The sequence below is a fragment of the Agarivorans litoreus genome (genome assembly GCF_019649015.1).
Taxonomy (GTDB): Bacteria; Pseudomonadota; Gammaproteobacteria; order Enterobacterales; family Celerinatantimonadaceae; genus Agarivorans; species Agarivorans litoreus.
Genome location: NZ_BLPI01000001.1, coordinates 953,105 through 965,088, shown reverse-complemented (window position 1 = coordinate 965,088; position 11,984 = coordinate 953,105). Strand labels below are relative to the sequence as shown.

At 42.9% G+C, this 11,984-nt stretch carries 11 protein-coding genes; 5 read left to right on the top strand and 6 right to left on the bottom strand.

Annotation, left to right across the window (positions count from 1 at the left end):
• The first annotated feature begins 42 nt into the window (after positions 1-42).
• Positions 43-489, top strand: coding sequence for a DUF4902 domain-containing protein (locus tag K5L93_RS04470; protein ID WP_220718642.1), 447 nt, complete (start codon positions 43-45; stop codon positions 487-489).
• Here K5L93_RS04470 and K5L93_RS04465 read toward each other — a convergent pair.
• Entirely contained in the window at positions 486-1,037 is a 552-nt protein-coding gene (locus tag K5L93_RS04465; protein WP_220718641.1) for an acyl-homoserine-lactone synthase, read from the bottom strand. The two genes, K5L93_RS04470 and K5L93_RS04465, sit on opposite strands and share 4 nt — an antisense overlap.
• 207 nt (positions 1,038-1,244) lie before the next feature.
• Positions 1,245-1,691 carry a DUF6942 family protein gene (locus K5L93_RS04460; protein ID WP_220718640.1) on the bottom strand — a complete coding sequence of 149 codons (447 nt, stop codon included), beginning with the start codon at positions 1,689-1,691 and terminating at the stop codon, positions 1,245-1,247.
• 120 nt (positions 1,692-1,811) lie between these two features.
• On the opposite strand from K5L93_RS04460, the gene olsF reads away from it, so the two are divergent.
• Positions 1,812-3,557 (top strand): bifunctional ornithine lipid synthase OlsF, encoded by a 1,746-nt coding sequence (gene olsF / locus K5L93_RS04455; protein ID WP_220718639.1) that lies wholly within the window; start codon positions 1,812-1,814, stop codon positions 3,555-3,557.
• A gap of 7 nt (positions 3,558-3,564) precedes the next feature.
• Here olsF and K5L93_RS04450 read toward each other — a convergent pair whose 3' ends face one another.
• A complete protein-coding gene (locus K5L93_RS04450) occupies positions 3,565-4,731 on the bottom strand; it encodes an aminotransferase-like domain-containing protein (RefSeq protein WP_220718638.1) in 1,167 nt (388 codons plus the stop codon).
• 129 nt (positions 4,732-4,860) lie between these two features.
• On the opposite strand from K5L93_RS04450, the gene K5L93_RS04445 reads away from it, so the two are divergent.
• The 3 genes from K5L93_RS04445 (at position 4,861) to K5L93_RS04435 (ending at position 8,780) form a co-directional block, all read left to right on the top strand.
• Complete coding sequence (locus tag K5L93_RS04445) at positions 4,861-5,754, top strand: AraC family transcriptional regulator (protein WP_220718637.1); 894 nt, start codon at positions 4,861-4,863, stop codon at positions 5,752-5,754.
• Positions 5,755-5,936: 182 nt separating this feature from the next.
• Positions 5,937-7,853, top strand: coding sequence for a methyl-accepting chemotaxis protein (locus K5L93_RS04440; RefSeq protein WP_220718636.1), 1,917 nt, complete (start codon positions 5,937-5,939; stop codon positions 7,851-7,853).
• A 90-nt stretch (positions 7,854-7,943) separates the two neighbouring features.
• On the top strand, positions 7,944-8,780 hold the full coding sequence (locus K5L93_RS04435; protein ID WP_220718635.1) for a CvfB family protein: 837 nt from the start codon (positions 7,944-7,946) through the stop codon (positions 8,778-8,780).
• A gap of 197 nt (positions 8,781-8,977) precedes the next feature.
• Here the strand turns inward: K5L93_RS04435 and K5L93_RS04430 are convergent, their stop codons facing one another.
• From K5L93_RS04430 to K5L93_RS04420, 3 genes are all read right to left on the bottom strand, one after another.
• Positions 8,978-9,955: a DUF4382 domain-containing protein gene (locus K5L93_RS04430; protein ID WP_220718634.1), complete on the bottom strand. Its 978-nt coding sequence runs from the start codon at positions 9,953-9,955 to the stop codon at positions 8,978-8,980.
• Between the two features lie 212 nt (positions 9,956-10,167).
• Positions 10,168-11,127: a YbgA family protein gene (locus K5L93_RS04425; protein ID WP_220718633.1), complete on the bottom strand. Its 960-nt coding sequence runs from the start codon at positions 11,125-11,127 to the stop codon at positions 10,168-10,170.
• A 73-nt stretch (positions 11,128-11,200) separates the two neighbouring features.
• Positions 11,201-11,899 (bottom strand): S1/P1 nuclease, encoded by a 699-nt coding sequence (locus K5L93_RS04420; protein ID WP_220718632.1) that lies wholly within the window; start codon positions 11,897-11,899, stop codon positions 11,201-11,203.
• Positions 11,900-11,984 lie beyond the last annotated feature (85 nt).

Genomic DNA, 11,984 nt, shown 5'->3' with positions numbered 1-11,984 from the left:
TGCTTTCATGAGGGAAAGCTCAAATAATTAAAAAATAAAATTATGAAAACACAGGCAAGTGTACAGAATGTAATCGAATCGGCTCGCTATCAGGTTGTACCTAGCAGTGATGGTTTGGTGAGATTATCTATTGAGCAGCTCAATGTGCTCGATTTTAGTCATATTATTTCTGGTTTAGACAGGATTAGTAGCGAAGAATTTAATAGTGACCAGGCAATTTTTAGTGGCTATACCGAATGGTTATTTGAAAATGTGTGCGCTATCACTCTAGGTTGGGATTGGCATTGGCAATGGACAATTGACCGGATGCAATGCCAAGTAAAGGGCTTGCCACGCAGTAACATTTTACTGCAAGAGGACGGTTTTGATGTAAGCCCACGTCGTAATGATGAGCTGTTATTAGAAGCTATTAATGCAATGTCTTGGCAAGCAACAACTGCGGGAGCGATTAAAAAACGCTACCGCGAGTCGCCGATGACCATTGATTAAGCAATATCTATGTAGCAGGCAAAGAGGGCGTATCCATTAACAATTTTTGGTGGACCGGCACGGTGGTAGCGGAACCCTGCATTGCGTAACATTCGCTCTATACCTAGTGGTGAAACTGAAATTAGGCGTTTAGCGCCATGTTTTTTAGCACATTCAATAGAGGCTGTAAGTAAGGCTAAAGCTTCACTCGACATCAGTTGAGTTGGTGCTTGGTTATGGTTATCAAAGTCCACCGCTGCAAAGCGTGAAAGTTCCCAGATGTCGTGTTGTTTGGGGCATGGAAGGCCATTTAGTAGTTCTGGAAATACTTCCTCTAGTAAGTAAGGTTGGGTGGTTGGTAGTAAACGTGCGCAGCCACTAATGTGGTCTTGGTCGTTTTTAGCGATAACATAAACGGTGTCGTCGCGATCAAATTGGTCTTGCTCTATGCCATCAGGGGTATCGAGCTCCCAGCCAAGCATTTCTACAAACACTTGGTGACGGTAATGATTAAGGTGCTGAAAAGTAGTTGGTGAAAGTTGTTCTGCAACGCCATTAACAAAGTCCATTAGCATCTCTCCCTTAGTGATGATGCTATGAGTACAATCCAGTGCGAGCAGTTTTTAAACTGTTAAACCTAACAGCTAGCTAAGGCAGTTATAATCAGCTATGGCTTTGTTTTTGTTGTATTTATCAATTGAGTCCTTGCGCAAATAATTATCTAATTGCTCAAAAAATAAACTTATTATAATTCAGTTAACTAGCTAATATTTGGTCTAATTATTATGAAGTTTCACTCTGCATTCATTAATCATGCTATTGGGGAATTGTCGATAGTCTGGATAGGGGGTAAACAAAATATTCGGTGCAAAAAAAATCCATTTTTTTTGATTTGAGGCATCTATATTTGCTTTTAGTGCTTCAAATAGCTGCCAATTAGCCTTGCCAGCTATTAAGTGTGTTTGTGCTGACTCAACCAATTTATTATCAAAGTTAATTTGCTGAACCTGCAATAATTCCTTCTTTAAATAATCTCGCCAATCATCATTAGGGGCACAAAGCTTGGCAAAGATAGTTAGCACTTTACGCCAATTATTATTGTTGTTTTCTAGAATTGCATGGCTTAGTTCAGCACCCTTTAAAGCTTGATGATTCTTTGGCAGAGAGGGGATTTGGGTATTGAGATAGAGTACGATTTGCGGATTTTCGCTACCTAATTGCACTTAACAGTCCTTGTTATTTATCCACTTTCTAAGTGTGGGAGTGTCATGCAACTGACACAAAATTGTTGCTTCTTTGTCATCTTCTGCTTCTAGCCTAACGGCGAATACAGGGAGAGAGCAATGATTTCAGCACAGCAGGTACTCAATCAACATTACCCCAGCCTAGCACAGCATCCGCGTCGTTATTCCTTGGCTAAATGGTTTTTTTCTAAAGTGTTGTTTGAAGAAGAATTTCAAGCCTTTGGTGAAAAGCACCCTCACTTAAAAGGGGTGGCTTTTATCGACCAAGTATTCACTGAGCTTAATGTTAGTTATCGCGTTAGTCAGAATGAGCGAGAGCGCATTCCTAGCGAAGGGCGAGTGATTATTGTAGCTAACCATCCAATAGGTTCGATAGATGGCCTTGCTTTGCTACATCTGGTTAGCCAAGTACGTAAAGACGTGAAAATTGTTGCTAATGAAATTCTCTCTGCCATTAAGCCACTTGACGATTTATTACTGCCAGTAGACAACATGCGCGGCAATAGCCAGCGTAAGCAGCTTAATGCTATTAAAGCGCTATTAGATGAAGAAGGGGCAGTGATTATTTTTCCTGCCGGTGAGGTCTCTCGTTTAAAGGGCGTTAAGGTAAAAGACGGAAAGTGGACCAAGGGTTTTGTGAGCATTGCCAAAAAAACCAACACTCCCTTATTGCCTATTTGCGTAAAGGCTAAAAACAGCAAGTTGTTTTATTTTTGCTCTTTTGTATATAGACCTTTATCTACTTTGTTATTGGTAAAAGAGCTGTTTTTTCATCGCGATAAAGTGTTCTCGATGGTGGTGGGTGAGCAGATCCCAGTAAAGAGTTTTGGTTTAAGTGGTCTAGACCGTTCCACCCAAGCTCAGTTAATCAAAAAGCACCTTTATCGTATTGGCAGTAACAAAAAAGGCCTGTTCCAAACAGAGGCTGCGATTGCTCATCCTGAGCAGCGTCTTGCTTTAAAAAAGGCGATTAAGCAATTAGAGAAAATAGGTGAGACGCCAGATGGAAAGCAGATTTGCATCTGTTATGGAAACTCTCAAGCTTTGGTTTTATCTGAACTTGGCCGCCTCCGAGAGTTAGCTTTCCGTGCCGTAGGTGAAGGCACTGGTCGACGCACTGATACCGACAAATACGACGCAAACTATATGCATCTTATATTGTGGGACGCAGAGCAACTCGAAATTGCCGGAGCTTATCGTTTTGCCGATACTAAACGTTTAATCGAAGATAAGGGCATTGGCGCGCTATATAGCCAATCACTCTTCGAATACGATGAGAAAAACTGTGACTTTTTAGCTTCGGGTCTTGAATTAGGGCGCAGCTTTGTGCAGCCGAAATACTGGGGCAAACGCAGCTTAGACTACCTGTGGCTGGGTATTGGCGCATTTTTAGCGCGCAATCCACATTATCGATACTTGTTTGGCCCAGTGAGCATTAGCGCCGCAATGCCAGAGGCTGGTAGAGACTTGCTGATTCATTTTTATCAAACTTACTTCCCTTCGAACAAAAACTATGCGCGTTCGCGTCAGCCTTACCAGCTGGCCAAGCAACTAAAAAACAGTATTCACATGTCCTTCAGCGGTGATGATTATAAAGCTGATTTTGCCCAGCTAAAAAGTGCATTGGCAGCAATGGGTACCGCAGTGCCAACGCTTTATAAGCAATACACCGAGTTATGTCACGCTGGTGGGGTTCAGTTCATCGATTTCAATGTCGATCCAGAATTCAACCAGTGTATTGATGGCTTGGTATTGGTTGACTTACATCAGCTAAAAGAAAAGAAAAAAGCCCGCTATATCGACACCCACATTAGTGAAGAGCCGAGGTTAGTTGAAGTGACATAAAGGCGCTCTATTTAATAGGCGAACATTGCTGTAGCGCCTTTTTTAGGCGGCTTACTGCCTGCTCCAGCTGAGGTTCTGTTAAGCCAGTGAAGTTTAGTCTAATTGCTTGGTAGTCTGGTGTATGATTGCTTGGCCAAAACTCATCCCCCGGCACTATTGCTACCTTTTGCTTTAATGCAGCCTCTGCTAAAGACATTGCATTGTGATGAGGAAGCCTTGCCCAAATAAACATGCCTCCTTGGGGGACATTAAATTCTAGTTCATCGCTAAGTTGCTGCTGCAAAAGCTCTGCTAAGTAGTCTCGCCGAGTTCGGTAAGTATTGGTCAACTTATCCAAGTGCTCAGCAAACGAAGGGTGACGAACGGTGGCTAATAGCATCAACTGCATGGGCTGAGCGGTATGTAAATCGCTTGCTTGTTTCACTTTAATTAGCGCTGCTAGTAATGCTTGTTTGGCCCTTACATAGCCCACTCGCATGCCTGGTGTGGCTATTTTTGAAAAAGAGCCGAGGTGAAATGCTGCATAACTAGACAGCTCACTCACCGTGGGAAGTGGCTCACCTTGGTAGCGAAGTTGGCGGTAAGGGGCATCTTCAATAAGTGCGACTTTATATTTAGCTAGTAGGCTGGCAACGGCCTTTCGTTTGCTAAGGCTCCAACAGTGGCCGCTAGGGTTTTGAAAATCTGGCACAGTATAAAAAAGCTTTATTTTGTAGTTAGCTAGCTGTTGCTCTAGCTGGGCTAAATTGGGGCCGTCAGCTTCTGCTATCACGGTATGTATCTTGGCTTCTGCTAAATCAAAAACCTGCAAGGCGCCTAAATAACTAGGGGCTTCACACAAGACTTTATCCCCTGGGTTTAAGTAACTTCGAGCGATTAAGTCCAAGGCTTGTTGTGAGCCTGTGGTAATTAATACCTCCTCCGCGGCACCATTTTCTTCAAGTAGCCATTGGCGAAGCGCAGTTAAACCTTCGGTGGCACCATATTGAAAGATGCTAGGTTGTTGAGCCAACTCATCAGCTGCTTGCTTTAAAATATCTAGCGGAAACAATTCTGCATCGGGTAAACCGCCGGCAAGAGAGAGCATATCAGCTTGCTGAGTTACTTTTAAAATGTTGCGTATATATGATGGTTTAGTTTGTTTAACTCGCTTGCTCACCGCTAACATGGCCATTTACCTACTTTATAAAAACTGCTGACTATCATTGCAGAAGCTGCTGCGGCAATGCTTTAGCGTTTATGTGCAATGACTTGTCCATATGTGCTATTTTGAGGAACTGACGGTGGGTCTTTAAGGTATCGAATGTCTTTAAGCACAGATGGAATGCGAGTAAATCGAATCAACGATGCCCTCTACTACATTCACCAACATATCGCCGAGCCCTTAGATGCGAGGCAATTGGCTAAAGTAGCAGCGTATTCCCCCTATCATTTTCATCGTTGTTTTAAGCAAGTGACTGGCGAAAATGTTAATGAGTATATTCGCCGTGCGCGTTTGGAGCGTTGTGCAAATTTATTAATGTTTTCACCCGGCCTCACCATACAAGAAGCATCGCAATGTTGTGGTTTTTTGTCACCGGCGTCGTTTTCTCAAGCTTTTAAAAAGCACTTTGCCTGCTCACCTACACAATGGCGAAGTCATGGTTACAGTAAGTTTAGCCAAGCTAATTACCAGCAGCATTGGAGCGATGACTTACAACAGCGAATCCTAAATGCCAAGGTGCTGCAAATGCCTGAGGTTAAGGTGCAGCGCTTGCCTGCCCAACCAGTCGCTTATGTGAGGCACCAAGGCTACGACCGTTCAATTCGCCAAGCCTATGAAAAACTGCAAGTTTGGGCTGATAGTCAAGGCGTGGAGTGGCAAGTAAATAAGCTATTGGGTTTGTATCATTCTAATCCTGATATTGTTCCGGCGCCGCTTTGCCACTATGTTGCTTGTTTAGCGGTAGATGGCCCAATAATACGTCGAGGTGGTATTAGTGCCTTAACGATTCCCGAAGGCATGCATGCAACCTTGCATGCCGCTGGAGAATATGGAGATTTGTTACCAATATTGCATAAATTTTATATGCAATGGCTGCCCAATAGTGGTTACCGTTTAGGTAATACGCCTGCTTATGTGCGCTACTCTCGATGTCAATTTCTGGATCCAAATGAACGCTTTGAGTTACAGCTTTGTATACCGATAACATTGTAGTTAAGTTGCTGTAATTGTTATTTTTCATTTATATATCAAATGCTTTTCTATTTTTAACACAGTTGTCAATGTAATATTATTGTCATATTTTAGTCATAAAATCTTTGCCCAAATTAGCGCCTAATAGGCCTGTTAGGGATTGCCGCAGAGCTATTTTTAGCCAATCTGCGAATGGAGTTTTTATGCGAGTATCACGATTCTCTAGACTATCTGCGATAGCATTATTTGCCGTAAGTGCGGTGTTAATTGCAGCCTTATATTTTTCTTTAGTTGAGTTGTCGAGCTCCAATCAGCAGCTACAGAATTATCAATCTCTTAAATCTCAGTTTAATAGCCAGCTGGTGGCTAAGGTAAACAATTACTTAAATACCGGTAACGCGTTAGAGCTTAGTGAAGCTGAGCGTTTGCTGCTGGAACTGGTAGAGCGCTCCAATCAGCAGCATTTGCCTGGCTTGGCTGAGCTGCTAAATCAGCTACATAGTGCCTTGCAAGACCGTTATTTAGCACTGGGCAAACTCAGCGGTAATGAGCAAGGCTTGTTGATAAATGCAGAGCGTGAAATGCTTGGTTGGGCAGACAGCACCGTAGATTATGGCTTAAGCGCTAATGGTGCCAAGTCACGAGATTATATCCAGCAAGGCAGTGAGTTACTCAATGCTTTGGTTAACTTATCTATGCAGCGAAGCCGCTACTTTGCAGACCCTAGTGCCAACAGTAAAACTGCTTACGACGATGCATTTTTGCGGGTAAACAAACAAGCAAAAGCAATTGATGCTTTACCATTGTTGGGGGTGATGAGTGAAGTTGAAGTTGATGAGTTTGCCTTAGGCGACCCTGAAGAAGCTGTCGATTTAGCCGAAGAGATAAAGAGCGAGTTAGTAAGTTTAACTCAGCGCTACCCAAGAGAGCTGCAATCGACTAACGCTTTAATCGAACAACGGATGGTATTACGCAGCGCATTAGCGGCCGACATTGAGTTACTTACACAGCAGATATCTCAAGCTGAGCAAGGTGTTATTAAGCAGCGAGATGGGGTTACCCAAACGGTTAAGATTACCCTATACAGTGTTGCGGGCTTAATTTTGCTAATTGCCATCGTAATGCAAGTTGTGATGCAAAGCACCGTATTAAAACCGCTTCGTGAACTGCGAAATGGCTTTGCCTCACTCGTTGAAAACGGCAGTATCGAGCGATTAAAAGTACGCCGAAAAAATACCGAAATTGGCGAGATTGCGACTTTCTTTAACCAGCTGCTAGCCAAGCAAGAAGACTTAGAAGAGCTTAAGAATAAGCAGCTATCTGTTGTATCTAATTCACTCGATTCGGTGACTAAACAGGTACGTGAGGTGTACTTAACCTCAGAGCAAACCGATCACCAAGTAGCTGAATCTCAATTGCTGATGGAACAACTGCGCGCATTAACAGAGCAGCTTAATCAGGTTTCTAGCGATGTAGAGCACAATGCCAACGCTACCCAGAGCGCGATGAACGAATCGCAGCAAAATGTAGAGCAGGTGATGAATGCCAGTAAGCGCACCAGTACCGCTGTTATTGAAGGGCGAGAGTCATTGGCAACCTTGGTAAAAGCCGTCACAGACGTGAGCGCAATTTTGGATGTGATTCGCAGTATTGCCGAGCAAACTAACTTACTCGCTTTAAATGCGGCTATTGAATCGGCTCGGGCCGGTGAACATGGCCGTGGTTTTGCCGTGGTGGCAGATGAAGTTAGAACGCTATCAATGCGTACTCAAACTTCACTAGAAGAAATAACCGGTATTTTGAATCAGTTAAAACTGTCTTCGACTAGCCTAGAGTCAAACATTGGTGGCATAGCAGAAGCCAGTGAGCACCAACAGGCTATTTCTTCTAAGCTAATGGAAACCACTCATCAAGTGCGTGAGCAAGCAGAAACTTCTGCTCAAGTGGCACATCAAGCCAGTGAGTATATTCGTGAACAAAGTGAGCATGTAGGTAGCTTCACTTCCAAAATGAGCACCGTGAAAACGCAAGTAGAGTCGGCCTACGAACTAGCAACTAAAATTGAATCGGATGTAAGCCAGCAAGTCGCTACTATTGTTAATGCCTTAAAACCAGCCTAAGCCAATTAAGCCAAGTGCATCTTGGCCTATGCATGCTATACTCGCGCATTGGCTCATACTGAGCTTATCGAATGTGAAAAGAGAGATAAAATGCTAGAAATTGGACGCCTTAATCAACTAGCCGTGATTGAAATGGCTGACTTAGGTGCCTACCTAGAAGGTGGCGAGTTTGGTGATGTTTTGCTACCAAGCAAAGAGCTGCCTACTGATTTAAGTATCGGTCAGCAAATAGAGGTATTTGTTTACCGAGATAGCCAAGGTAATCTATTAGCGACTTTACAGAAGCCTTTGGTGCAAGTAGGTGAATGCGCTAACTTGCAGGTGAAGGACATTAACGACGTTGGTATCTTCCTTGATTGGGGCCTAGACAAAGATTTGTTCTTACCTTTTGGTGAGCAACAGCAGCCAATGGAAGTTGATCGTCATTACGTAGTGTATGTCTACTTAGACAACGAGCAACGCATTACCGCCAGCAATAAACTTGATCGTTACATCGATAAGTCTGATCACAACTACAAACGTGGTGACAAAGTTGAGTTATTGGTCGCTGGGCGTACCGAGCTAGGTTACAAAGCAGTGGTAAATAACAAGCACTGGGGCGTACTGTATTACGATCAAGTGTTTAAGCGTATTCGCGCGGGTTATGCTGGTACTGGCTATATTCAAAAAGTACGAGAAGACCAAAAGTTAGACGTAAGTTTAGAGCCCATCGGCATACAAAAAGCCATTGATATTGGCGACACCATTTTAGCTAAGCTTCGCGAAGAGCAAGGCTACTTGGCTTTGAGTGATAAAAGTACCCCGCAAGCCATTTCTGCTATTTTTGGTGTAAGTAAAGGTACCTTTAAAAAAGCGATTGGTAAGCTTTATAAAGAAGGTTTAATCACCATTAGTAAAACTGGCATAGTGTTAAACGACAAAGAATAGTGAACGTTTTTTATTAGCCAGATTAGCCCGCAACTTAGCGGGCTTTTTGGGCTTTTTAAGTCGTCAGCAGCTCGAATATATCAGCACTTATCTTTAGCAGACCGCTTTGTCGTCATTAGTGGGCAGGTAGGTGCTGAGTAAGTATGCTTATAGTGTTAGATTGTAACAGCTACAAGCATACTATCGTCAGCAAAGTGCTATTCGATGTTTTCTACAAAGTTATACTCTGTTGTTTCGCCTGATACTACTGAAATGGTGGCTTGCTGTTCACTTGGGTCTGCAATCAATATTTCGTCATAAAGTTCTGGATCGTCATTAACAGCACTACAGCTAAACGCTAGTAAATAATCCGCAGCAGGTAAGTGAGCAAAACTGTAGGAGTATTCACCTGTTTCACTATCTAGTTGAACCATTTTCGAAGCGTAAGGCTGAACCACATTCGCGGGAACCTCGGTGTCTATTTCTGGATCAAACTCATCACCAAGTACAGACTCTTCAGCAATAGGGCTGGTGTAAAGGTAAACAACATTCCCTGTGTCAGCGACACATTCACCTGCAGAGAGAAGGTTTGGGTCTACAGTGCCCGAGACATTGCCAACCGTGGTATTGTCAATAATAGTTACGCCATGAGGTTTTAAGTTGTAGCTAGCACCGCCAGCGGTGCTCACTAACGATTTTCTCAAGTTAAAGTCGATAGTATAGGCCTGAGTTCCCTCTGTAGTTACTGTAAAGCCACCTAAACGAAGTTTATTACTTGGCGTTTTTAACGGTAGTACCGCATTCGAATCTTCTACAACGTTACAGTATTGAGTATCACCATTTTGATTTTGTGGGCACTCATAAGTATTTATGATTAGCTCACTGTATTCACCAACTGGTAATTCTGCATCGCTTAGCACTAACAGGCTGTCACCATTTTGGTAATCAAGTAGGTTAATGCTTATCGGATCGCCATTTTCATCTTCAATGGGTAATTCGATATCATCTTGGTCTGTACGCTGTAAGGTTAACGAAGCGTAACTTACATTTACTTCTTGGGCGCTATCGACAGGTGCGTCTGCGATGGAAAAGGAGACCAATGCTGTAGTGGGCTGGCTGTCGGAGTCATCGCTACCACAGGCGGTAAGTCCAAGGGTTAACGAAGCAATAAGTGATAACTTAAATATATTATTCATATTTTTCTCTTGTTAGCGTTTAGTCTAAATTTTGCGTCGTCTAGTTTTAATGTTTCGCCTTTGAGTATAGTTTTTTTGGCGAGCGGCGCTACTTTAACACAGCATTTACTGGTAATAAGCAATAAATCGCTTCGTTAGCATTATTGGATGGCTTGGCAATAAAAAAAAGCCCAACCAGCATCGATTGGGCAAACAATTGCAGTTAGGGAAATTTACAAACTGTAACGTAGCTTTAGCTCGTTGGGATGCGGCGTTAAATAAGCTTGTTTAGCCACATAGTGGTTAGGGTGCTCTCGTAAGTAGTGCTGTATAAGGCTAATGGGCACTAACAAGGGCAATAAACCTTCTCGATATTGATGAATACGTTCGGCCAATTCTTCACGCTGTTGAGCGGTGATTTCTCGCTTAAAGTAGCCCTGCAAGTGTTGCAATACATTACAGTGATTTTTACGGCTACAGTTATGTTTCAAAATTTCCATAAAACCTTTGATGTAGTTAGCGAAACCCTCTAGGTCTTGATTGCTGCTAATGTTGGCTAATAATGGACCCAGTTCGCGATATTTTGCAGGGTGATGCGCCATCAATAAGTATTTATATTTAACATGAAAATCTTGTACTTTAGCCACGGTAAAACCTTCGTGCTCTAGAGTTTTCCACTGGTGATAAGCAAATACTCGGTTAACAAAGTTTTCGCGCAGTACCGGGTCATTTAAACGGCCGTCTTCTTCTACTGGCAATAAGGGATAAGCTTTCATTAATTCGGCGGTAAATATACCAACACCGTCTTTAGTGGCATTGTTTTTAGCCGGTGAATAAACGCTGACTCGTTCCATACCGCAGCTAGGAGACTTTGCACATACGATGTAACCGCTATGATGACTTAACTGAGGTAAACGACGCTTAGCGTACTGTTGCATTTTTTCGGTAACATCGAAGCTGCCGTCACTGGCTTGGATGCTAATCACGTCTTCTTGCTGAACTAAACGAATGGTTTTTCTTGGGGTGCCCATGCCTATAGCCATTTCAGGGCAAGTGGGTTCAAAATCAAAATACTTGGCTAATTCGATGCGACAAAAGCGCGATTGTTTGTGTCCGCCATCGTAGCGCACTTCTTCACCCAACAAGCAGCTACTAATACCTACAGAAATTTTGTCGCTAGAAAATTTATTCATGCTGTCAGCTCCTTCACATTATATTGAGTATAACGTTGCTCAAACAATTAGGATCACTTAGAGCTCAGCATTTCTATCGCTTGTTATTAAATATATGATTTAGCTTGTCGGCTAAGCGCTTGCCGGCACGAACAATTTGTAGCTCTAAAGTGGGGAGATGTTGGTTTGCGTAGTTATCGGATAAGTTTTTATCGCCAACTTGATAAACAGCCGACAATAGATCACGGCTTTGATTTAGCCATTCTTCATAGTGAAAAAGCGGGTCGTTGCTAGGATATTGGCGCTGAAGTTGCTCGGCATATTTGCCCAATGACAGCTTGTTACTATCAAGTAGTTGGCTATCCCACACCCGATGTAGATTTGAGTTTTCCCCATACCAACTAACTGAGACCTTATTACCGCCCCGATCGTTTGCGTAACCTACATGTAAAGGTTGATGAATATCACCCACAAAGTGAATATAAAACTTTAGGGCTTGTTGGCGCTCTAACTTACTGATATTCGGCTGCTTGAGCTGCTGTTCAAAATACTCCAGTTGGCTGAGTACATCTCCTTTGGGGTTTCGCTGGCTTTGCTCAAGTGACAGCCCTTTGGGAATATTAATGTAGTGCCAAGGGCCTGTGTGCTCCCAAGCTTTTTGTTTTCTCGCATAGTCTGCCCATGTTGCAAGTACCACCATGCTTTTGCCATCAAGTATTTGCTCTATGTGTTTTTGGCTTTGCGGGTCGAGTTGTTGCTGGGCAATATAAGCGATTAGTTGATGCCCTTTCATGCCAAAGGCGAAACAGCTTTGAGACAGTGAGAATAGACAGATAAAAACAATACTAAATCTCACTGCCACTAGATGTTGAGCATTT

Bases quoted from the DNA above. Each gene is read 5' to 3' on its own strand.
- K5L93_RS04470 (WP_220718642.1), top strand. From the start codon at position 43: ATGAAAACACAGGCAAGTGTACAGAATGTAATCGAATCGGCTCGCTAT.
- K5L93_RS04465 (WP_220718641.1), bottom strand. From the start codon at position 1,037: ATGGACTTTGTTAATGGCGTTGCAGAACAACTTTCACCAACTACTTTT.
- olsF (WP_220718639.1), top strand. From the start codon at position 1,812: ATGATTTCAGCACAGCAGGTACTCAATCAACATTACCCCAGCCTAGCA.
- K5L93_RS04450 (WP_220718638.1), bottom strand. From the start codon at position 4,731: ATGGCCATGTTAGCGGTGAGCAAGCGAGTTAAACAAACTAAACCATCA.
- K5L93_RS04445 (WP_220718637.1), top strand. From the start codon at position 4,861: ATGTCTTTAAGCACAGATGGAATGCGAGTAAATCGAATCAACGATGCC.
- K5L93_RS04440 (WP_220718636.1), top strand. From the start codon at position 5,937: ATGCGAGTATCACGATTCTCTAGACTATCTGCGATAGCATTATTTGCC.
- K5L93_RS04435 (WP_220718635.1), top strand. From the start codon at position 7,944: ATGCTAGAAATTGGACGCCTTAATCAACTAGCCGTGATTGAAATGGCT.
- K5L93_RS04430 (WP_220718634.1), bottom strand. From the start codon at position 9,955: ATGAATAATATATTTAAGTTATCACTTATTGCTTCGTTAACCCTTGGA.
- K5L93_RS04425 (WP_220718633.1), bottom strand. From the start codon at position 11,127: ATGAATAAATTTTCTAGCGACAAAATTTCTGTAGGTATTAGTAGCTGC.
- K5L93_RS04420 (WP_220718632.1), bottom strand. From the start codon at position 11,899: ATGAAAGGGCATCAACTAATCGCTTATATTGCCCAGCAACAACTCGAC.